Origin of the sequence: Paenibacillus sp. FSL H8-0317 (assembly GCF_045040685.1) — a bacterium.
Lineage (GTDB): Bacteria > Bacillota > Bacilli > Paenibacillales > Paenibacillaceae > Paenibacillus.
The window spans coordinates 3,587,383-3,609,724 of sequence record NZ_CP150294.1 but is presented as its reverse complement, the minus strand read 5'-3'; the positions used below and the strand labels follow the sequence as shown (position 1 = coordinate 3,609,724).

Here is a 22,342-nt window from a genome sequence, read left to right as displayed (position 1 = left end):
GCATTATGAGATGCATAAATGAAAGCATGAATGACTATTTGGCTTCTAGAATGGCAGGCAGCAGAATGGAGAAAATGGTACCTTCACCCATTTCACTCTCCACCTGTATTCCATAGGGTTTCCCAAAATGAAGTTGAATTCGCCGCTGCACATTATGCAATCCAATCCCATTCGTTCCCGTACGTGCACCGGACTTCTCTTCCAATAGATTCTGCATCGTTTGATGATCCATTCCCACGCCATTATCACAGATTTCGATCACAACTTCATCCAGCTGTGATTGAATCCGAATAGTGATGATTCCGTCTTCTTCCAGTTCGGCCAGACCATGAAAAATCGCATTCTCCACAATCGGCTGCAGGATCATTTTGGGCATGCGATAATTCAGCAGTCTATCCTCAACCTCATATCTCATCTGAATACAACCATAGTACCTGACATTCTGAATCGTTACGTAATTCGCTATATTATCGAGTTCTTCACGAATGGTTACGAGAGTTCCATCAGATTTTGTTGCATAGCGGAGCATCGAGATTAGTGCATCGGTCATTTCCACGATTTTATCAGCCTGCTGCATCGAGGCAATCCATTTCACCGACCCAAGGGTGTTATACAGAAAATGAGGCTTGATCTGGTCATGGAGCGCACGCATCTCGGCCTTGGCTTTCTCTATCTCTTCCTGCTGCATCCGTTCGACCAACCGTTTCAATTCGTGTGACATTCTGTTGAACCGAATGGATAAATGTCCAATCTCATCTCTGGAGCCAATAGGTACAACTTGTTCGAACTGACCTTTCTCCACTAGAGCAATATTCCGCAGCAATTTTTTAATGGGAGTTGTGATCACGTGAGATAAAAAGATGGATATGACGGCAGCAAAAAGAACAATGACGATGGCAAGCGTCACCAGATTACGGCCCAATATTTTGCCATCAGCAGTCAGTTCATCCAAAGGCATATATAAGTACGTTGTCCATTTTTGCTGACTAAGGGGACTGGTCACCACGACATTTAGTGATTCAGGCGGACGAACGTTGTCACGGAACAGTGTCCCGATTAATCGTTCGTTCACGTTATATACGATCTTGTCATCCTCATCAACAATCATGAATCTGGAGCGCAGTCCTTCCTGCAAGTTGCGGTTGACGATTTCAATGAATTTGATATCAATGCTGACAACAATCACGCCAAGCAGTTTTCCACTAGTCACATCATGAATTTTGCGTGCGTGTGACACTGCCAGTATTTTATTCTCCAATTGCTCGTCGATTCGTGTTGTGAGGGTAATGGTTCGATCCTTATCATGCATGAACTTTTTAAACCACAATTCGTTTGCTACTTTGAAGTTTGGATCAATGGGTTGATGTGGACTGACAAAAAGGTCTTGCCCCCCGTTCATATTGTAGAGGTAGATGGAGAATACGCGATCTTTCATCATGATATAATTCATCAGAATATTGTATGCGGCAATCTCATGATGTTCATCACCCTCTCGCAGGAAATCCTGGATCGGAAAACTCCCTTCATGAGTCGCAGACAGATTGTCACTAAGGCCATTGCTGGCTAGCAGCGAAATTTTCTCAATCTCCTTGAGGAACTCGTCAATGCGGATATTCGTTTGTTTGGCCAGATCGTTTAGCAACGTTGTATAGTTCTGTGCCAATAACCGCTCTGAGGAGTAATACGAATTGATTGTCATCACCAATACCGGAAGGATAATGACCGTCATACAGATCACCATAATTTTGTACTTGATTCGGAAGGGCCGAACATGCTTCATATGCTGCACCTCTATTCACCGATTACATTCATCCCTGCTGTAATTCTCGATATTCCTCAGGAGTGACCCCTACCGATTTTTTGAAAATCTTACTGAAGTACGTGTAATTATGGTAGCCCACCTTTTCTGCGATTTCATACACTCTCATTCCTCTGCTCAATAGATACGCCTTGGCATGTTCAATTCGAACTCGGGTCAAGTACGTGATAAAGTTCTCTCCTCGTTCCTGTTTGAACACACGGCTGAGATACGACGGATTCACACTGATTTGGCTAGCGATACTTTGTAGTGAGATATCTTCCGCATAATACTTGTCGATCAATTCAGTAGCGAGATCGGTGTACGTGCTTTCCTGTTTGATTTGGGAATCGGTTTGGAAGTAATACGCAATATGAGCAAGCATATCTTGGTGAATATCCTCCCAATACTCCCCCTTGAGAACGATTTCATAGGGCGATTTTTCTGTTAAAGAAGGGGCACCTCTTTCCGTAGCACGGGATAGATGGGAGTGTATCGTTTCCATTACCATGATATATTGCTTGCGAATGCTATTCTCATCTGCTCGTAGCTGTTCCAGATTGGATCGGATTCCTTCCAGGAACTCTTCCGCCTTTTGGTTGTCTTTGCTTACCCACAACTTCAACAAATCTCGTTCTTGTTGCGGGCTTAAAGCCCCCTTAATCTCATGTCGATCTGGGGATTGAACCATATCTTCGTAATACAACACCTGGTTGCTTCCTGTGAAGAAACCCTGTTGTAGAGCCGTTTCTGCCTCTTGGCAGGCCTTCCTGATGTGAAGGAACCCGGAAGTCATTCTACTTACCCCAGCCGTGAGCGATAGATTCATAAAATCCTTGATTGAAGACAGCAATTTATTACATAGTTTATTCAAGTCGGCGTGTACAGATGGGCTCTCAGGAAGTACATTGACGATCACCCAATATTCTGAGGAACTTTCAACAAAAATCTCTTTCTCCCATTTCGAAGGAATAATCTCTTCCATAATATTAAGAATCGAAAATCGGAGCAGCTTTTCCCCCTTCTCTACATATTTCCGCTTTGCATCCTCGTAATAATTCACGATGAACTTTATAACAACCAACTGGTCAGAACGTATACGAAAATGCAGTTCTTCCGCTTTGGTGACGATATCCTCCTCACTAATGAATCCGCTTACAATATCTTGGAAGAAACTATCCTTCAGATATCTTAGGCTCTTGGAATAGTCCTGTGTCATAGAGGGTGTGTTGGTTGGGTGAACATGTTCACTTTGAAGTTTCTGTCCAACCGCGCTCAGTAGGTCAATAAGGGAGGATTCGGTGATCTCACTTTTAATCAAGTAATCTGAAGCACCAAGTTTTAGCGCCTCTTTCACATAATGAAATTCGTCAAAATTACTCAGGATGACATACTTACAGGTTTTCAGTACGCAGGAGGCCTCTTGTATAAGCTGCAGCCCATCCATAATCGGCATCTTAATATCTGTAATGATTAGATCAGGCATCACTTCAAGCGCAAGGCTTAGTGCCTCTTTTCCATTTCCCGCTTCACCAACAACATAGAAATTGTACTCTTCCCAATTCAGCATGGAACGAATTCCAACCCGCATGAGCAATTCATCATCTACGATCATCAGTTTATACATGCGTATCCCCCAACATGAACCATTTTTAGATATTTTACCATTAAACGAACTCTTGCAAAGATGTCTAGCGAACCTTATTACATTGCGGGTATCATAAATAACACTTTTACAGAACGTATGTTCCTGTTATAATCAGATTATCGTATTTGGTGTAGCATAACATGCCCGTCTGGAAAGGATACATATCATGAATTTATACAAGTTTGAATTAACAGTGAACGGATATCTATTACGCGTGCATTTCAGTGCATCTGAAGAAAGTGGATTGAAATGGTGCAAACGAGTTGCTTCTGAATTCCAGAATAACGTTGCCAATCTGGAGATCAAGGTTGATATACATAAAAAGCAGAAACAAAAGCATGCACGGGAATATCACGGAAAACCATATCTGTATGATAGGACACTAAAGAAAAAGCCGCTTGCGAAGAAAAATAACGCGTCTGAATCATCTGCTGTTATGTAAAAGTGTTTACAAGACGTAAGAAAAGACAAGTGAACTGGAACACATTCAATCGTTGTTTGATTTTCATGTTGAGTACAATTATGAGGTGTTCTTCTGAGTACCGCATAAGAACTAAGCTTCTTAAAACAAAAAAAGTCGCAAGCTATTTATGCGACTTTTTTAAGGGATTCTATTTTATAGCTCTCCAGTTTCTCTAGGTTTCCTTTCTCAATGCCTCTACGATACTTGTTTGGTTTAATCGATACATCGGCCAAGCTGTAGCAACGAGTGTTGTTGCTATGGCACCTGCACATGCAAGAACAATACTAGACCATGGAATGGCCCAACCTACGTCGAAAGCACCTTTGAAGAGATGATGTATCCCATAGCTTAGTGCTATTCCGAATATACTACCATATAGCGCAGAGTAAAGGCTGTATAAAACGCCTTCCAACAGGATCATTTTCCCTACATTACGCTGTGTCATGCCGATCGCTTTGAGCACCGCAAATTCTTTGGTTCGTAGAATGAGATTGGTGCTGACGGTGTTAAGTATATTCAGGAACGCAATCAGGACAATGACACCCATAAAACCATACAAAAAGATCTTTGCGGTTGTGGTGTCGTTTTTGGCTTGGGCAAGTTGCTCCACCTTATCTGTGTAGCTGTAACCTGCATCTTTTTGGGGCAGGGTTTTGAGATAGTCCGTAATTGGTTTGTTGGAAATATCGGTTTTGGCAAGAATAAAGATTCTGGAGTACGTATCGTTCCCTGTAACCTTCTCTACGACTTCAGGCGTCGTTATGAATTCAATCATTGAACTCTCATTATAGCTGCTCGACAACAAGCCTTGATCAACAATTCCTGTTACCGTCAGTGTTGTGTAACCACGGCCCTTCTCGCCCAATTCCAAGCTACGTACTTTGATGTGATCCCCAACCTTGAGTTGGGTTTGATCCATAACAATCTGTCTTCCATCCTCTGTTATCATACTTAATTTCTGATTGACGATAACGCCATTTTCCCGGTTCATCTTCTCTTTGTCGATCTTACCAGCCGTTAGTCTGGGTTTCAGAGCATCGAGTCCGTTATCTCCATAGGATTCAAGGTAATTGTTGTCTGTGCGGTACCCCCCTCCCTCTTCAACAGAATACATTCCCGGACGGAGTTCATAATACTTGGGATTAATTTTTTCTTTCGGAAAGATAGCCATCACTTGATTATTGTAATACGGATAGGCATGTTCAACTGCATCAAGCTTAACAATGTCAGAATATACGGAATCATCGATCCGTTTGGAAGGTCCTTCATAGATAACCGAGTAGGAATAATTGGTACCTGATTGAGATGGTTGCCCCAACAAACCAGCTAGTCCGCTAAAAACAATAAATAGAATCATGCTGACCACTATGGAAAAGGCAGTGATGCGGAAGCGCTTTTTGTTCCGCCTGATGTTCCGATTAGCAAACTGTCCTTCGATACCCAACAGCTTCCCCAGCAGTTTTGATTTCCGGACAGATGTTACGTTCTCCACTTTCGTGCCTCCCGAGCTAAGCACCGCCTCAAGTGGGGATACCTTCGCTGCCAGTCTCGCAGGTCCGATAGCAGACAGATAAACAGTCAATAATCCCAACGCACCAGCTATGATCAAAATTGGTAGGGAGATGACCATTTTCATATCATTCAGAAATCCCAACGCCAAAAAGCTGATGTTGTAAAACAGAAGCTTCATAAAAACAGTTCCCATCAATAATCCAACAGGAATACCAATTAGACTCAGTATTGTAGCCTCTTTGAGAACCAATTTACGTATTTGTGATGGGGTAGCCCCAATGCACCGCAGCATTCCGAATTGCGAGGTCCGCTCCAGAACAGAAATATGAAACGTATTATATATCACTGCACTCGTACAACCCATAATAATAATGATGATTGCTGCGAATGCATATAACAAACTATGGTTTACACCTTCATAGGTGCTTTTACCAAACAACTTAAGCAGTTCATTATTATAATCGACACGAATATTTTTATATTGATTATCCTTATCCAGCGCTATGGCAGAGCCTTGATCCACTTGCTCTAGCTTCAATGCAGATATCATCGCTTCCGTCTTTGCCTGAATCTGATTCATCGATTTCATTTTGACATAAATAAAATAATTTTTATCCGCATCGGTTTTCACTTTATCTTCATACGTGATGGCTGGAAAGATGAAGCTGGAAGACCACGAAGCGTTACTACCTGTCTTCATAAATCCCACAACGGTGAATTCTCTCTCTTTTTGGGGACGAAAGCCTTCATCTAGATCCCAGCCAAAATCACCCAGACCATTGATCGGTTTGATCTCCCCGGTTGATGCGACAGTTCGTTCTCCCAGACTCAGGGTAATCGAATCTCCAAGCTTTGGTTTGGTCGCAAAACGATCCAGACTCCAGGTCGAAAGAATAACTTCATGCGAATTTTTCGGCAGCCTGCCCGAATCCAGCTGAACCTGGAGCATGTTCATCGCATCGGCATCATAACCTTTGAGATTCAAATACCGATAAGGTGCAGCAAACGGGTTTTCCTTCTTTTCTTTCTCACTCGTTTTGCTGATGACCGAATAACCTTCTCTGCTAATGATCCCAGCACTCTCTACGGATGCGTTATTGACGACTTTTGAGACTGCTTCTCCCGGTAATCCGTTAAAAGAAACATGGTAATCCCCGTACTCTTGAACGGTTTGACGAACCACCTTGTCTCTGAAGCTAAGGCCAATGGTTCCTATGGCTGTAAGTAGAGTCACAGACAAAATAATGCCAACGATCGTTAGTATTGATCTTTTTTTCTGCCCTAGTAAATATTTTTGGGTAAGACTGGTATATTTATTCACGATCTTTCACCCCTGTTTGCTGCAAGAGTGTACCATCTTTTATATTTACAACACGGTCAGCTCTCTGGGCCACATTCAAATCATGTGTGATCATAATCAAGGTTTGATTGTATTTTCTGACGGAGAAGGTAAGAAGATCCACAATCTCTTTACTGTTCTTGCTATCCAGATTGCCGGTTGGTTCATCCGCCAGAATAATCGATGGTTTATTGATCAATGCGCGTCCAATTGCAGTTCGCTGCTGTTGCCCGCCTGATAATTGGGACGGAAGATGCTGCCTTCGATCGCTGAGTCCCAGCACGCTCAATAATTCCTCAAGATAACCATCATCCACATGTTTATTCTCAAGCAGCATCGGCAATTTAATGTTTTCTTCCGCAGTTAACACCGGGATCAAGTTATACGATTGAAAAATAAAACCGATTTTGCGTCTTCTGAACACAGCTAGTTCATTTTCACTTTGAGAATACAGATCCATACCGTCAATAATGACTTGGCCACTTGTTGGTTGATCCACTCCCCCGAGCAGATGCAGCAGTGAGCTTTTGCCAGATCCGCTGGCGCCCACGATCGCAACGAATTCTCCTTGATTGACGGACAGATTAACATCTCTCAATGCTTCCACCCTAGACTCAGCACTTCCGTATATTTTACATAAATGTTCGGTCTTCAAAATTTCCACCCTGTTGTACCTCCAGTTGTATGATTAACATTGCTTGATTGTTATTATAGGTGTGGAAGCTTACGTTGAAGTGAAGAAGAAGCTTACATTTTCGTAAGCTTCTTCTTAAGTCCACTCTTTTTTGAAAAACGAAATTCTGAATGTCGTTCCTTCTTGAGGCACACTCTCCACCGTAATGATCCCGTGTTGTTCCTCAATGATCGATTTGGTCAAAGCCAGACCAATCCCTATACTGTTGGGCTTGTTATGGTTCTTGCCTTTATAGAATCGTTTGAAAATGTGAGGTATATCATCGGGATGAATACCTTCGCCGTTGTCCTGAATAATGATTGTATCAAACAGTGCATTTTCCTCCAAATGGATTCGAACCTTCCCCTCTGGCGGGGTGTGTTCCAGTGCATTTTTTATCAAATTCATGACAGCTTCCTTAAGCCATTCTTCATCTGCTTGCACAAACGCATTCTCACTTCCAAGGATGGTTATGTTTTGCCGCTTCTGGTCTGCTACCGTCCGGAGTGAATAGACAACGCTCTCCACCATCTCCCTTAGCTCGATCCTTTCTTTACGAAATCCAATTGCTCCCGCTTCGACTCGTGCCAGCTTGAGCAGGCTGATGATGAGCCATTCCATTCGATCAAGCTGCTGCCGACTTCGTTCCAGAAACGTCATTCTCATTTCTTCTTTCATCCCGGGATCATTCAGCAGATTTTCATTGAACACTATCAGAGAAGACAGGGGTGTTTTGAGTTGGTGGGAAATGTCGGATAACAGATTGCGCAAGAAGGTTTTTTCCTGCTGGAGTAGCTCCAGGCTGTTAGTTAGTCTTTCAGCCATCGCATTGAAGCTCCGGCCAAGTGAGCCGAAGTCTCCATCCTCCGTCTCAGGCAGTTTTTTATCAAATTGCAGTTCCACAACCTGCTCGGCCGCATGGGAAATCGTTCTGACTTTCACAAAAAATTTACGATACTCCCACAGAAGCAATACCATGAGTGGGATCAAGAACAACAATACTTGAGTCGCTGTTTTTAAGGGTAATGCTAGTCCTGAAAGAGCCGGCTGATCTTCTAAAGACATACCCGCCTGATATCCGTATTGTGCAAGGATACGTTGCCCCTCAGTGATATCATCGGTATGGGCTCCTTGGGTAACAAAGTGAATCACCTCATTCTCCAACTGGGGATCCTTCATCAACAAATGTCCGATTAGGGCGCTATTCTGATTCACGATAGTTGTATTGATGCTATCAACTTGATGTTGCATGTATAAAAACATCATAAACGACAAAAGAACTTGCAGAGCAAGTACTTTAATGGCGATAGATTTCCACTCTGGATTTCGCAAAACTTCGATCATGTTCATCTCCCTATAACTTCCACATTCCATTTATACCCGATCCCCCGAACGGTTACGATATATTGTGGTGCTGCAGGAATATCTTCGACCTTCTCTCTTAATCTGCGGATATGGACAGAGAGCGTATTATCATCAATGAAGTCGCCCGAGAGATCCCAGAGATGATTCAGAATTGAACTTCTGCTGCATATCTGCTTCGGATTAGAGATCAACATCAATAATAGTCGGTATTCAAGCGTCGTTAGTGTAATTTCGCTATTGTTTTTGAGTACAGTTCCTTCTAAAATACGCACCTGGATGCTATCGGACATCCATAAGCTTACTTCTTGTTTTCCCTTGTTGTTACGTCGTAATACGGCTTTAATTCGTGATATAAGTTCTTTGGTACGAACAGGCTTGGTTACATAGTCGTCTGCTCCGAGATCAAGCCCTGCGACCACGTTTGCTTCCTCATCCAAAGCCGTCAAAAAGATTATGGGCACTTGCGACGTTACCCTAATCTCACTGCACAGTTGATATCCCGATCCATCAGGCAAAGTGACGTCCAATAAAATCAGATCGATCGACTCTGCCTGCAGTGCCTGTCTAGCTTCTTCCAAGCTACCCGCCACAACGACCTCATATCCTTCATTGGACAGTGTATATTGAATACCAAACACCAGATTTTCATCATCTTCTACGAGTAATAAGCGATTCATCGTACACCTCAGCTCATGCGAGTTTGAATTTGTATTTAATTCATTTTGATTATAGAGTTCCTGCGTCATTATACATCAATTGAGATCATAGAAGTGAATGTCTGCTCACTTTACGATGTTCTCGATGATCAGTAAAAAGACTAAAGAACGACTTACTGATGAGAACAGATAACGTCAGTAATGTTCTTTAGCCTGTTATGAAGTACTATCGACACCTTTAGTAGGAATAATCTTACGTTTTTACGCCCCGACGTCTCCAATCATTTGTCGTTCAATTTGTTTCATTTCATAAAAATAACCTTTTTGCTCCATCAGCTCGGAGAAAGAACCCGATTCTACAATCTTGCCTTGGTCCATGACCACAATCCGATCCATCTCTTCCAATCCCGTCAGCCGATGGCAGATCAGAAGAAATGTATCTTCGGATGCTTGTGCAAGAAGATGCTGGAGCACATGTTTCTCTGTGACGTAATCCAACGAAGAAGTTGGCTCGTCCAGAAGCCATAACCGTCCTTTGCGCAGCATGGCCCGTGCTAGAGCCAGCCGCTGCTTCTCACCATCCGACAGGTTCTCCCCTTTTTCATAGACCAAATCACTCAACAACTTATTTGGCAGTTGGACTTTATCCAGCACAGCCGACAGTTGTTCATCTGAATGTCCTTCTCCATTCAGCAACAGGTTGTCCCGGATGGTTCCCCGGAAAAAATGACTTTGCTGCAACACAACATTTGCCCTTTGCCATATGCTCTCTTCATTCAGTTCCTGCACCGGAACATCGTTTAATCGTATATCGCCAGACGTTGGTGCACGCAGCTTGAGTAACAAATCGATAATCGTTGACTTACCTGAACCGCTCGGCCCGACAATTGCTGTTTTGGAACCTGCTGCAAGTTGCAGGGAGAGCTCCCTCAGCGCCGGTCTCCATTCCCCTTCATATTGGAAGTTAACAACGGATAGGTCAATCGAAACCGGCTGATCGGCTGACACTTCACCGCTTGGCTGTACAGGTTGCACATCGGAGGTTGGCACCGTTTCCGCCAGTCGCTGAGCGGCGTGTTCACTGTCCTGTTTATATAGAGGCAATATAGCCATTGCGGCAGCTTCTTCGAACACGGTCTGCGTGGCCAGGATCAACATGGCGAGAAATACACCGGCAAACGCTCCGTTCACAATTAAGAAGGCGCTGAGTGCTAACACACCCCATGTAACAAGATACGTCACAAAAACGTGCATGGATTGCCCGCGCAGCAGGTGCGAAGCGGCTTGTTTCTGTTCCGTTGCCAATGCAGCGGAAGCCTGCTGAAGCTGTTGCTCACGCTGTTCCAATTGGCCGTATACTTTCAAATCTCGGAAACCATACAACACTTCGGTTACTTCCGTGGACAGCAAGGCCCGTTGCTGGCGGACACGTCCATGTATTTTTCGCTGACCTAACAAGACAATCCCTGGTACAACAAATGCCGTGATCAGCATGCCTAGTACTAACAAACACGCAATCCAGATTGAAAAGGCTGTAGTGAACAGCATGGTAGCCAAAAACACCATAACAACCATGATGGGTGGATACGCGACCCGCAAAAAGTAATTTTGCAAGCTTTCCACATCACCTACAATCCGTGCAAGCAAATCCCCGCTTCGGTTTTTGTTCAATATACCTGGCGTTACCGGGATCAGTTTGGAAAAAAAGGACGTCCGCAAGCGGCTCAGCATGGAGAATGTCGCCCTGTGGGAATACAAGCGTTCTCCGTAACGACTTGCCGCTCGAAGGAAACCGAGCAGTTTGACCATGGAAGTGAGTACAATTAAGGTGTACAGCGGTGGCGCAAATACCGTTTGCGATATCATATACCCACTCGCGGAAAAAAGAGCTACCCCTGCTATGCCGGCGATAAATCCGCCCAATATCGAAAGCAAGATATCCTTGCGCTCATGAATCATCGCTTTTGACAGAATCGTCAGCTCATTCATGCTAACCCTCCTTTCCGTTGCATATCCACCATCTCCGCATATTGAGGCAGGCGCGCCAGAAGCGCTTCATGATGTCCTGAATCCACCAACACCCCATTGTCCATAAACAAAATGTTGTCCGCATGTTGAATTGTATATAAACGGTGTGCCACCGTAATCATCGTTGCCGTTTTGGCTAATGCCGCAATGGATTGTTGCATTACCCGCTCGGTGTGCAAATCCAATCCTACGGTGGGTTCATCGAACAAAATGACAGCTGGTCGCTTCAGAAAAGCACGTGCCAAAGCAAGTCTTTGCTTTTCCCCGCCAGACAGCCCCCGGCCACCTTCACCAACAAACGTATCCAAGCCCTGCTCCAATTGTGCAACAACGCCAGCAAGCCCTGCTTCTTCTGCCGCCTGCTCAATTTCAGCTCTGGAGACATTCCGACCCGCGCCAATCGCGATATTTTCGGCAAATGTACCTGCAAAAATATACGGATGCTGTGTAATGTAGCTAACACGTTCAAACCATGCAGCCTCATCATGTTGTGAAATCTCGCTTCCGTTAACCAGAACCGCTCCCGAATCTGGTTTCAGTAAACCGGCAATGAGATGAAGCAGCGTGGTTTTACCTGAGCCACTTTTACCTACAATAGCGATCTGTTCTCCCGGTCCAATCAAGATTTGTCCTGTCTCTAGTCCAAAGGAATCAGGAGCGTACTGGAACCGGACATCGTTCAGTTCAATGGTTGGTGGCATTGTTATGAACTCGGCGCGAGGGGCGTGTACCCCAGTCTGCTGCACGATCTGACCATTAGTATCACTGGTATGTGTGGCCTTCTCAACATTCTCAGGCTTCGTTTGTGTGCTCTTGATACTTGTTTCCTCAAGCATTTGTTCCACCTTACGAATGGCCCCCATACTGGTTCGACCGCTGTGAAAAGCCGTTCCCGTATTCTTCAACAGACTGTAAAACTCAGGGACGAGTAACAACACGAGAAAGGCTGTGTGGAAGCTCATCGATTTGAAAACGAGTAACTGAATAGCCAGTTCAAGCGCGACAATACCAATGCTTAACATCACGATTGATTCCAGCATAAACGTATTTGTAAATGCAATCTTCAAAATTCCCATGGTGGCATCACGATACCCCAGACTGCTGCGTTCAATTTCCTGCTGCTGACGTTTAGCCCGTCCGAATATTTTTAACGTAACCAGCCCTTGAAGCGAATCCAGAAACGTACCGGAAAACTCGGCCAGTTGGGCGTATTTTTCTTCTGATTTGTTCTTCGTCTGGAGCCCCACCAAAATCATGAACAGTGGGATAAACGGTGCCGTGAATAGCATAATCCAGCCTGTGTTGGCGTGCTGCGTAAATGTAACAACCAGAATCAGAATCGGGATCATCGCGGCTTCCATCATTCGAGGCATATATTGACTGAAATAACTGTCAGCCTCATCCACAGCATCCAAAGCAACACTGACCTTTCCTCCCGTCTGTCCACTCAGGGTTGAAGGCATGGAAGCGCGGGTCAGGTTCTGCAACACAGATGCTCGCATATTCGTCTTGGCGCGTGCTGCCATATGCAAGCCCACTTTCCCATTACCATACGACAACAGTGAGCGTACAGCCATGACAGCCAGCAATAGGCCAAGCAACAGCATCACTGATGAAAAGGAAGCTTTCTCTACAAAGATTCGCTGGACTGCTTCAGCTACCAAGGTGGCCTGGCTTACAATAGCTACACCAAGGGCCAGCGAAATGACCGCAAGGAGAAGTCTGTTTTTTCGTTGTAAAGACATTTGCTGCGAGATCAGATTGGATTTGGCTCTCCTCTTCATTGAACGCTCCTCCTTTATTTTTTCCCTTTCACATAATCCGCATCAAACAGGAACAGTTTGAAGACCAGAATCAGAGAAGGAATTAACAGGCACAGACCACCGATAAACACTACGACGAGTGCAAATCCCATTGCAGGTGGTGTGGCGCTGCTCTGAATCGTGATGTATGGATCAAGAATGTAAGGATATTGCCCAATCCCGTAAGCGAAAAAGGCTGTGAAAAATTGCAGCATGATGCATATAAAAGCTAATCCGTAACGCCGTCCGTTATATAACAGCCACATGGCAATCATGAAAAACGCAACAGAAAGCGCCAGCAGCCACCATAAATCCATCATATTTTGAAAATGACGCTCATTGTGTTGACCCAAATATATAAATGCAGTCAGCGCGAGAATAATGGTCGGTGTGCTCCAGAACAAAGCATAATTCCGCATCAGCTTCAATGCCGAATGGTCCTCTGCGCGAGAAGCGTAAAATGTGAGAAATGACCCGCTAATGAACAATACGGACACGATGGCTAGTCCAACGATGCTCCACGATAATGGATTCGTAAATAGTGCCCAGTAATCGAGGGAAACGGTATCTCCCTGCTTCAAAATAAAGCCACCTTCAGACAGGGTCAGTGCCACTGACAATGACGCTGGAATAAGTAGACCCGTAGCTCCGTATAAGAACAAATACACGATACTTTTTTTGGAACCATAATTTTCGAAAGCATAGAATGAACCACGAATGGCAAGTAAAATGACGGCAATACTTCCCGGAACAAGCAGCGCGGAGCCATAATAATAGGCCGTGTCCGGGAAAAATCCGACGATGCCAATATAGAAAAAGACAAAAAATACATTGGTGATCTCCCAGACAGGTGATAGATAACGGGAGATCAGACGATTAATCAGGTGATCCTGCTTCGTCAGGCGTGCATAAAAGGCAAAGAAACCTGCTCCAAAATCAATGGAAGCTACAATAAGATAGCCGTACAAGAACAGCCAGAGTACCGAAATACCAATTAATTCATAACTCATTATGCCTGGCCCCCTTTCTCGGCTGTTTGATCATGCTTCTCCTTCAACCATTTCTCCATCTCGAGTTCAGCAGGATTATTATTGAACAACCGTCTCAATACGACGACACACATAACGCCTAGCAGGATGTAGAGAAGCAAGAAGACGAAAAATAAAATTCTCACACTCGGTGAAGAAGTAGCGGCCTCTTCCACTCGCATATAACCTCGGATGATCCATGGCTGCCGTCCCACTTCGGCATAGAACCAGCCCATCTCAACGGCCAGAAAAGCAAGCGGTGCACTGAGTGCAACCATACGAAGCATCCACTTGTTAAACTGATTTCGTTTCTTCCAGAATACAAACAGGAAGTACAGACTTGATATAGCAAGCAGAGCAAATCCAATTCCAGCCATTAGATCAAACAAATAATGCACAAGTAAGGGTGGATGCTCATCTGGTGGAAATTCGTTCAGCCCGGTTACCTCGGCGTTAAAGTCTCCAAAGGCAAGGAAACTGAGCACCTTCGGCAAATGTAGTGCGCCTATAATTTCATGTTCAGCATTCAGCCATCCCAAAAAAATCAAATCCGCTCCGCTTTCCGTCTCGAAATGCCACTCGGCAGCTGCGAGCTTCTCCGGTTGATGCTCAGCCAAAAACTTGGCAGATACATCTCCAGCTAAGGAATTTAATAAACTGAATACCAGCACAACGGCCATCATGAGATTCAAGCCTTTTTTGTGGTAGGCTGACACTCCTTTTCTCAGCATTGCAAAGGCTGCTATTCCTGCTAACAGGGCAGCTCCTGTCAGATAAGCTGAGCTTAATACATGGAACACTTTAGAGAACGTCGCCGTATTCAGCATCGCTTGTACGGGGTTCACTGCCATGAATTGGCCTGCTTCCATCACAAAGCCTTCAGGCTGGTTCATGAATCCGTTCACTGTTGTAATAAAAACAGCAGACATACCTGCCCCGGCGACAATTGGAATGGTCAGCAACCAGTGGATATACGGATTTTTGAACCGATCCCACGTATACAGGTAAATGCCCAGGAAGATGGCTTCAAAAAAGAACGCGAATACTTCCATAAATAGTGGCAGTGCAATGACATTCCCGGCCAGCTTCATAAAATTCGGCCATACCAGGGCCAACTGCAGCGATATCGCTGTGCCTGTTACGACACCAACCGCGACAGAAATAACAAACCCTCGTGACCACCTCTTCGCCATAAGTATGTAATGGTGATCTTTCTTCCGAATGCCGATGAATTCTGCAATAGCGATCATCAAAGGTACGCCGACACCAAGTGTTGCAAAAATAACGTGGAACCCGAGCGTCAAACCAGTCACCAGCCTGCTCCATAACACCGTATCAATAACCATTCGTTATAATGCCTCCCTTCAAACTCTGTTCAATTTTGAAACATTCAATATCAGCTTCGGCCAAGCTCAATGCATAGTTGCGAAATATTTCACAAAGTTAGGTACGACGATATCTTGCCACACCTTTAATGCGTTTACTCCTGTTGGCTCCCGATTATAACAAGCGCTGGATGCCTATGAAAATCTGATATTGATGCACTTCAAGTACTGACCAAGCCTATTAATCAAAATTATTATATCTTTATTTTTACCTAATTCAATCAAAGACACGTCTTCTACCCTAAACGTTCAAGAAAGGATCAACTCTTTCTGACAACTTGGTGAAAAACAAAAAATACACCCAATGGAGCTATTGATTCATTGGGTGTAAACGTGCTATTGCACGGCAGATTCGCTATTTACTTGCTTACTTGCTCCGGACTCACCGCACCTGCCTCGCGACGTACGCTCATGATGATCAATGATGCAGCTAATACCGTAAGGATGATGCCAAGCATGTGAAATCCTGTCACATTAAATGTATCTCCCATAACAATTCCAATGAATAACGACGATAAGATGGTCCCCAGGTAGCGTGATGTATTAAAAATACCCGATGCGACTCCAATCATTTCTTTGGGTGTGCTTTTGAACAGTGCTGCTTGCATGCCAACCGCGTTTAGGCCGTTACTTATTCCAAATAAAGCTAAGGCAACAATGATTATGAAGATTGGAGAAGTTTCATTCATAACAACGATCAATATAGAGCCCAATGTCATTAAAGAAGCGGATACGATCAGCGCTGGCCGTGATCCTGATCTGTCAATCCAGCGCCCTGCAATCGGAGCAATAATGACTGAACATAACCCCAAAGCCAGCATGCTTATTCCTGTATGAACTTCATTGAGATGTCGTATCTGCTTCAAATACGTAGGAACTCCAAAAAATAGTGCGTAAAACAGGATGTTTACCAGCATGTATTGCACATTCACCCAAGTCATTTCGGGATATGTGGCAAAGGTTCGCAGAGGGATGAAAGGTGTGACTGCTTTTAATTCATGTCGAATGAACATAACGAGTGCGATTAACCCGATCGCTCCTGTCAGCAGATGCCATGTTGAAATTTCTCTTGTGGAATTTACTGAAAGTAAACCGATGAGCAGAGTTACCAAGGCTACCGTAAACATCAGGATGCCTGGTGCGTCAATTAACGCAAGCCATTGCCGAATGGACATGTGACCAGAGATAGACGGGGATTGCTCGTCCTTCGGGATTGTTTTCCAGGCGAACCAAAAACTTGCCATGACAAACGGAATATTAACGATGAATATGCTATGCCAGTCCCACCAATGAATCAATACTCCACCAATAAAGGGCCCGATCGCAGCCGCTCCAGAAAGGAATATAGCCAAGGTGGACAAGGCGGAGGCTTGCTTGTTAGTCACGTTAATTCTGACAATCGCCATTCCGACGGCCACCATCATGCTTGTGCCAATCGATTGAACGATCCGGAATACGATGAGCCACGAAAAACTGGGAGACCACGGAGCTAGCATGGATGATACAAAAACAATAATAAGACCCATGAGGAATATCTTCCTGCGGCCAAACAAATCACTACATTTGCCCATGACGGGTTGAGCGACAGCACTAGAAATGTAAAATGATAAAATAATCCACGAGACGGCTGTAAAATTAAGTTGATACACTTGTTGTAATCTTGAAATAGCCACCGAAATCATGGAGGAATTCAACGGATTCAACATAATTCCGAGTCCAACAGCTAACATCAATCCTTTATTTCGAACGTTCATCGGTGCATCACTCCTTCTTCTGCTGTCATCTTACTTGAAAACATTCATTTATTCCAACGCATTATATGTTATGATTTGATGAACTAGAAGGAATGAAGGAATGGTGCAAATGGAACTTCTTCAACTAAAATATTTCCTGACGGTGGCCCGATGCGAACATGTTACGGAAGCTGCGGGAAAGCTGCATGTCACGCAATCCTCCCTGAGCAAAACGATACAACGATTAGAGGATGACCTCGGAGTCCCTTTATTTGATCGAATCGGGAGAAAGCTGCGATTAAACGACTTTGGAAAAACATTTCTTCAGCGAACTGAAAAAGCCTTATTTGAATTGGAACAAGGAAAGCGGGAAATCGCTGACCTCTCCAACCCGGATCAGGGTACACTGCAATTGGCGGTGACTACGGCAAGTACTTTGCCAGGTATACTACGGGAATTCCGGAAAAACAAACCGGACATTCAATTTCATGTGCAAATGGTTTCGTTAGAAAACATGTCCAGACTTCTACATCGGGGCGAGGTGGACTTTTGTCTATCCTCCCCTCCGATTCAAGGTGAAGATATCGAATGTCAGATCCTATATGACGATCCGATTGTAGTCGCTGTTCCTATGGGTCATCGATATGCAGATCGAAGCAGCATTCAATTAGCCGAGCTTAAGGACGAGTGGTTTGTTGGGGTAAAGCAAGGCTATGGTGTTCGTGATATGGTGGATTCCACATGTCAATCCGTTGGTTTCCTACCGAAGTATGTGTATGAAGGTGATGAGCCTGCAAGATTAACCGCCCTTGTTGAAGCGGAGATCGGTCTCGCGTTTATACCTAGTACAGCCAGAAACCCGCATGAGCGTATTAGATATCTTCAGGTAGAGGAACACCAACTCGTTCGGGAAATCGCTCTGCTTTCGCACAAAAACAGGTATATTTCAAAAGCCGCTTTAGAGTTTCGCAGCGTGGTTATGGACTATTTCAGTGCTATGTCTTGAGCATAAATTTAATCCAGAGGAGATGTTATTTTGAAATTAAAAGCAGAAAAATTTAATCATATTTCAGAGACAGAACAGCTAGTCATCAGACCATTACAGAAAGAAGACTATGAAAATTGGTTATTTGAATTCGAAAACCGTCATCCCTCCCAACACCGCCATGATAAAGGCAAAATGGATATGAGTGAATGTACACTGGATTGGTTTCATGATCTGGTAGATCGACATCAAGAGTTAGCGCGTACAGATGCCGTTTATGTATTTGGTGTGTTTAGAAAGCATGATGGTACACATCTGGGTATGATTGATATTGCTACCTTGGCAAGAGATCATTTTCAATGGGGAAGCTTCGGATACACGATCCATAATCAGTATTGGCGAAAAGGTTATGGGAAAGAAGCAGTGAATGAAGCTCTTCATATTGCATTTGAACATCTGAAATTCCACCGCATAGAAGCTCATATTAATGTGGATAATACCCCTTCCATGAAACTAGCAGAGAGTGTTGGTATGGAATTTGAATGTCTACGTAAAGGGTTTATACACGAAAATAATGAATGGACCGATCACTTGGTGTATTACAAAAACTCTAATTAATCTAATCCACCGATATTCAAAAGAGCGAACAAAGCACTTGCGTGCCATGTTCGCTCTTCTTCATGAATCCATATTACTGTCTTCGCCTTACTCACCCAAGCTGTTCCAGAATGGTTGAAATGCGCCTTTCTCCACTTCCAGGAATGCCGGAACATTACCATAACGAACCAGACCTTCTTCACCAAACAGAACCAGTGGGACCTGCGTTTTGTCTTCCAGCGTGAGATAGATGATCTTGCGATCTTCCTTGCCGTAGAGGTTCTCTTCCAACTCCGGGCTCGTTGCGATCGGTTTGGCAGCATTTAGCGATGAGATAAAGCTGTCCAGTGCTTCATCCGCTGCTAACGGTTGAAGCTGCTGCAATCCGTTGTTCCAGCTGTCGAACGTCTCCCATTGCGCAGAAGTGATGTTGCCTTCGAGATGAAGCTTTCCAATCATGTCTGCTCCGCTACTGATGGTGATCCCGTTATTTTTGTCGAATAGTTGAGCATACACCTGACCATCGATCTCGGTGTATGACATGATGCGGAAGTCCTTGTCATAGCCATTGACCGCATAGATGTCCGCTTCGCCAATGTTGGAAGCAAGCTCCGTGTATTTATCCTGGCCGCTCCACTCATCAATGCCGCCAGTAGTGGTACCGAGTTTTTCGCCGCGCAGGTTGAGCGCACTGGTGCCTTCAAGTAAAGTTGCGGACTGTAAATAGACGTTCCCCTCATAGACAACCACTGGCAACATGCTCGCCTTGGCACCTTTGCCGTTTGAATCCGGCAACTCCATCTTCGGAATCACAATCGGGTCGAATGATGCGCCCGGGGTAACCCCTGCCACCTGTGGTGTTGGTGCGGCTGGCCCATTGAATTGTTGCCATACACTCGGCGCAGCCAAGCCAATGCTGGCAGCGATAACGACACTTGCTGCAATGTATAATGGTTTACGTTGACGTTTTGGTCCCTGATGTTGTGAGTTTAAGGATTTCTCTACTCGTTTCTTCATTTGTTCGTTTGCTTTCATATGATCCACCGCTTTCTTGTAGTTTTGTTTGAATTGCTCTTCGTTCATTACAGTTCCTCTCCTTCCAGCTCCAGTTTTAACAGCTGTCTGCCACGTTTCAATCTCATTTTCACCGCTGACTCGCTAATCTCCAGGATCTCGCTGATTTCTCGGATCGGATAATCTTCGTAATAATACAGATGAACCACTGATCTATACTTGACAGGCAGTGACAGCACGAGTTCGATCAGCGCGTGATCTTCAGGGTTGTCTGTTGTAAGAGGATCGACTCCCTCCAGCTTGACCTCCCGTTTACGCCAGCCTCTGCCTAATAAGGATTTGCAATGATTGGTGATGACCCGAATCAACCATGCTTTCTGATGCTCCGCATCGTTGAATGTAGGTGCTTTTTCTATTAGTTTGATGAAGGTATCCTGAGTGGCTTCCTCCGCGTCTTCTCGTCTGCCGAGGTGCACCATGGCAATCCGGAACAGCGTATCCGCGTATGTCTCATAGACTTTCATCACATGATCGCCCAGCTGGGGCACTGATCGCTGCATGGTTGTATGCCCTCCTTTATACCTCTAACACTCTTACGGACGGCATTTGGTCACATTTTGTTTTAAGATTTTTTATTGGTCCATTTCATTCAAAATGCAAAAAAAAGAAAGCAGCTCCATGGAGAGGAGTTGCTTTCTTCATCCAACCAACTAGAATTTCTTCTGTAATAGCTCAATGTTGTCTTCCAAACTGCTGTCCAAGCTTACGCCTACCTTCTGCAGTTTGTTTTCGTAATATGTCTTCACATCTTCCCATTTATAGTACGGATAGGTCTTTGTTTCAATCGGGAAGGCAATCTCTTCTTCATTTCTAAGCATTTTTACGAGAATATCCTTACCATTGGAATACAGAATCCATTGGATATTTGCCCCCATCGGTGAGATAACCGAGCCATTCCAGTTTTGGATCACGTCCTGCGGTTTATCAATACTCACATTAGCTCCGGCGATATCCAGGAATGAAGATAGTGGAATGATGGTTTCTGCATGAGCAAAACGAAATATACCAGCCGTGTCTTTCTGCTGAATGGACTGTTCGGTAGACACGATCAACTCTTTGACCAGAGGTGCAATGATATTCTGCGGCAGATCTGTTGACGTTAAAGATGGACCTTTTTCATAAAAGTCATTGATATTATCAACGCTCTCGTACCAACTTAACTGATTGGTCGTAAAATACCGCCCGAATTCAAAGTCACCTTCTCCTTTAATATTCGAAGAGATGATGTAGAGTTCATATAGATTAGAAGCAGCCTCGGTTGGGTTGCTGAGCTTCACTTTTCCTTTCTCATCCTTCAATTCAAACTCTCCAGAATTCAATCTCTCATAAAAGTCTTCAGAGAAAAATTGCAGAAGGACCTCTTTTGCATAACGCGTTCCCGTGCTCTGTGTGACATAATCCTCGTATAACTTAACCCAGTCTCCATCTTCTACGTACTCGTTATACTTCGTAGCTAGGTCGTAGGGCCGTAGATAGGGGTCTTTCCCTTCTTCAAAGGCTGAAGCGAGAATGTCTACCTTGTTATCTCCCAAGCTTTCCTCTAACCCGTCAATAAACTGATCTCTGCTCTGGGGCGTTCGATCTTTGAAGGTCGCTTGAGCGATTACTTTTTTATCTGATGTAAATAGTTCTCTGAAATTCTGCCCAACTCTGGTTCCTATTCCTTTCAGTTCTTCTCCACCCGTAGTGGATAACAATCCATAATGGTCTTTTTCAACCTTCATCAGTTTGCCAATTTCCTTCTTCAACTCTTTGCCGAGATTGGTAGCCTGCCCATCCTTCTCAGCGATGTCAAGCAGTTCAAAGAGCGTCTTGTCGTATTTGGAACTGGATAGATGTCTGGAACCGTGTCTCCCTATGTAGTTAATAAATACGGGTTCATATCCATTAGGAGCTTTTGTATAACTTGTTGCCTTAAAAGGATATGGCGTTTTGGTGCCGCGGTATCCCTGCTGATCGTTCATTTTTGCTCCAACAAATACCGATTGGGTGTTGTTATCCCAGTCTACATCTTGCCCCAGGGCCTCTCCAACAGCTCTTGCCGGTACATAAGTAACTCCATTGTAGAGAAACGACTCTCCTTCCACCCTTTGTCCGTTCACGACCACATTAGCCGATTGTTCGGAAACTTCGATCATGCGTTTGGAGCCTGCACCATATACGTCAAACACACTTACAGACGTTAACATGGCGAGTGATGCTACTGAAATCCCGATTTTTTTGATCATCATATTGAATTTTTTTCTCCCTTGATAT

17 protein-coding genes are annotated in these 22,342 nt (G+C 44.3%); 3 read left to right on the top strand and 14 right to left on the bottom strand.

The annotated features are described in order from the left end of the window. Positions 1-34 precede the first annotated feature (34 nt). Positions 35-1,780 (bottom strand): sensor histidine kinase, encoded by a 1,746-nt coding sequence (locus MHB43_RS16110; RefSeq protein ID WP_405132351.1) that lies wholly within the window; start codon positions 1,778-1,780, stop codon positions 35-37. A gap of 28 nt (positions 1,781-1,808) precedes the next feature. Further along, positions 1,809-3,425 (bottom strand): helix-turn-helix domain-containing protein, encoded by a 1,617-nt coding sequence (locus MHB43_RS16105; protein WP_405132350.1) that lies wholly within the window; start codon positions 3,423-3,425, stop codon positions 1,809-1,811. 187 nt (positions 3,426-3,612) lie between these two features. On the opposite strand from MHB43_RS16105, the gene MHB43_RS16100 reads away from it, so the two are divergent. Beyond that, positions 3,613-3,888, top strand: coding sequence for a hypothetical protein (locus MHB43_RS16100; RefSeq protein WP_405132349.1), 276 nt, complete (start codon positions 3,613-3,615; stop codon positions 3,886-3,888). A gap of 193 nt (positions 3,889-4,081) precedes the next feature. Here the strand turns inward: MHB43_RS16100 and MHB43_RS16095 are convergent, their stop codons facing one another. The 9 genes from MHB43_RS16095 to MHB43_RS16055 all read right to left on the bottom strand — a co-directional run bounded on the left by MHB43_RS16095 (position 4,082) and on the right by MHB43_RS16055 (position 17,451). Continuing rightward, positions 4,082-6,742 (bottom strand): ABC transporter permease, encoded by a 2,661-nt coding sequence (locus MHB43_RS16095; protein WP_405132348.1) that lies wholly within the window; start codon positions 6,740-6,742, stop codon positions 4,082-4,084. Beyond that, positions 6,735-7,424 (bottom strand): ABC transporter ATP-binding protein, encoded by a 690-nt coding sequence (locus MHB43_RS16090; RefSeq protein WP_405132347.1) that lies wholly within the window; start codon positions 7,422-7,424, stop codon positions 6,735-6,737. The genes MHB43_RS16095 and MHB43_RS16090 overlap by 8 nt, the downstream gene beginning before the upstream one ends. A 105-nt stretch (positions 7,425-7,529) precedes the next feature. After that, positions 7,530-8,777: an ATP-binding protein gene (locus tag MHB43_RS16085; protein WP_405132346.1), complete on the bottom strand. Its 1,248-nt coding sequence runs from the start codon at positions 8,775-8,777 to the stop codon at positions 7,530-7,532. Between the two features lie 2 nt (positions 8,778-8,779). After that, on the bottom strand, positions 8,780-9,475 hold the full coding sequence (locus tag MHB43_RS16080; protein ID WP_405132345.1) for a response regulator transcription factor: 696 nt from the start codon (positions 9,473-9,475) through the stop codon (positions 8,780-8,782). A gap of 240 nt (positions 9,476-9,715) precedes the next feature. After that, positions 9,716-11,443 (bottom strand): thiol reductant ABC exporter subunit CydC, encoded by a 1,728-nt coding sequence (cydC, locus tag MHB43_RS16075; RefSeq protein WP_405132344.1) that lies wholly within the window; start codon positions 11,441-11,443, stop codon positions 9,716-9,718. Next, entirely contained in the window at positions 11,440-13,266 is a 1,827-nt protein-coding gene (gene cydD / locus MHB43_RS16070) for a thiol reductant ABC exporter subunit CydD (RefSeq protein WP_405132343.1), read from the bottom strand. Before cydD ends, cydC begins: the two co-directional genes overlap by 4 nt. A 14-nt stretch (positions 13,267-13,280) precedes the next feature. Then, entirely contained in the window at positions 13,281-14,294 is a 1,014-nt protein-coding gene (locus MHB43_RS16065) for a cytochrome d ubiquinol oxidase subunit II (protein ID WP_179088516.1), read from the bottom strand. Then, the gene (locus MHB43_RS16060; protein ID WP_405132342.1) at positions 14,294-15,658 is read right to left on the bottom strand and encodes a cytochrome ubiquinol oxidase subunit I; all 1,365 of its coding nucleotides are present in this window, start codon (positions 15,656-15,658) and stop codon (positions 14,294-14,296) included. The genes MHB43_RS16065 and MHB43_RS16060 overlap by 1 nt, the downstream gene beginning before the upstream one ends. A 398-nt stretch (positions 15,659-16,056) precedes the next feature. Beyond that, the gene (locus tag MHB43_RS16055) at positions 16,057-17,451 is read right to left on the bottom strand and encodes an MFS transporter (RefSeq protein WP_405132341.1); all 1,395 of its coding nucleotides are present in this window, start codon (positions 17,449-17,451) and stop codon (positions 16,057-16,059) included. A gap of 109 nt (positions 17,452-17,560) precedes the next feature. Between MHB43_RS16055 and MHB43_RS16050 the strand changes: the two genes are divergently transcribed. Both MHB43_RS16050 and MHB43_RS16045 read left to right on the top strand, forming a co-directional pair. Beyond that, on the top strand, positions 17,561-18,436 hold the full coding sequence (locus MHB43_RS16050) for a LysR family transcriptional regulator (protein ID WP_405132436.1): 876 nt from the start codon (positions 17,561-17,563) through the stop codon (positions 18,434-18,436). 30 nt (positions 18,437-18,466) lie between these two features. Continuing rightward, complete coding sequence (locus tag MHB43_RS16045; protein WP_405132340.1) at positions 18,467-19,033, top strand: GNAT family N-acetyltransferase; 567 nt, start codon at positions 18,467-18,469, stop codon at positions 19,031-19,033. Positions 19,034-19,120: 87 nt separating this feature from the next. Here the strand turns inward: MHB43_RS16045 and MHB43_RS16040 are convergent, their stop codons facing one another. From MHB43_RS16040 to MHB43_RS16030, 3 genes are all read right to left on the bottom strand, one after another. Further along, a complete protein-coding gene (locus tag MHB43_RS16040; RefSeq protein WP_405132339.1) occupies positions 19,121-20,095 on the bottom strand; it encodes a hypothetical protein in 975 nt (324 codons plus the stop codon). Continuing rightward, positions 20,095-20,586, bottom strand: coding sequence for an RNA polymerase sigma factor (locus MHB43_RS16035; RefSeq protein WP_036615805.1), 492 nt, complete (start codon positions 20,584-20,586; stop codon positions 20,095-20,097). The genes MHB43_RS16040 and MHB43_RS16035 overlap by 1 nt, the downstream gene beginning before the upstream one ends. A gap of 150 nt (positions 20,587-20,736) precedes the next feature. Beyond that, entirely contained in the window at positions 20,737-22,317 is a 1,581-nt protein-coding gene (locus MHB43_RS16030) for a histidine-type phosphatase (RefSeq protein WP_405132338.1), read from the bottom strand. Between the last annotated feature and the right edge of the window lie 25 nt (positions 22,318-22,342).

Excerpts from the sequence above, each read along its gene's own strand:
- MHB43_RS16080 (WP_405132345.1), bottom strand. The coding sequence starts at position 9,475 with ATGAATCGCTTATTACTCGTAGAAGATGATGAAAATCTGGTGTTTGGT.
- MHB43_RS16050 (WP_405132436.1), top strand. The coding sequence starts at position 17,561 with ATGGAACTTCTTCAACTAAAATATTTCCTGACGGTGGCCCGATGCGAA.
- cydD (WP_405132343.1), bottom strand. The coding sequence starts at position 13,266 with ATGAAGAGGAGAGCCAAATCCAATCTGATCTCGCAGCAAATGTCTTTA.
- MHB43_RS16085 (WP_405132346.1), bottom strand. The coding sequence starts at position 8,777 with ATGATCGAAGTTTTGCGAAATCCAGAGTGGAAATCTATCGCCATTAAA.
- MHB43_RS16065 (WP_179088516.1), bottom strand. The coding sequence starts at position 14,294 with ATGAGTTATGAATTAATTGGTATTTCGGTACTCTGGCTGTTCTTGTAC.
- cydC (WP_405132344.1), bottom strand. The coding sequence starts at position 11,443 with ATGAATGAGCTGACGATTCTGTCAAAAGCGATGATTCATGAGCGCAAG.
- MHB43_RS16105 (WP_405132350.1), bottom strand. The coding sequence starts at position 3,425 with ATGTATAAACTGATGATCGTAGATGATGAATTGCTCATGCGGGTTGGA.
- MHB43_RS16055 (WP_405132341.1), bottom strand. The coding sequence starts at position 17,451 with ATGAACGTTCGAAATAAAGGATTGATGTTAGCTGTTGGACTCGGAATT.
- MHB43_RS16100 (WP_405132349.1), top strand. The coding sequence starts at position 3,613 with ATGAATTTATACAAGTTTGAATTAACAGTGAACGGATATCTATTACGC.
- MHB43_RS16060 (WP_405132342.1), bottom strand. The coding sequence starts at position 15,658 with ATGGTTATTGATACGGTGTTATGGAGCAGGCTGGTGACTGGTTTGACG.
- MHB43_RS16030 (WP_405132338.1), bottom strand. The coding sequence starts at position 22,317 with ATGATGATCAAAAAAATCGGGATTTCAGTAGCATCACTCGCCATGTTA.
- MHB43_RS16040 (WP_405132339.1), bottom strand. The coding sequence starts at position 20,095 with ATGAACGAAGAGCAATTCAAACAAAACTACAAGAAAGCGGTGGATCAT.
- MHB43_RS16035 (WP_036615805.1), bottom strand. The coding sequence starts at position 20,586 with ATGCAGCGATCAGTGCCCCAGCTGGGCGATCATGTGATGAAAGTCTAT.
- MHB43_RS16110 (WP_405132351.1), bottom strand. The coding sequence starts at position 1,780 with ATGAAGCATGTTCGGCCCTTCCGAATCAAGTACAAAATTATGGTGATC.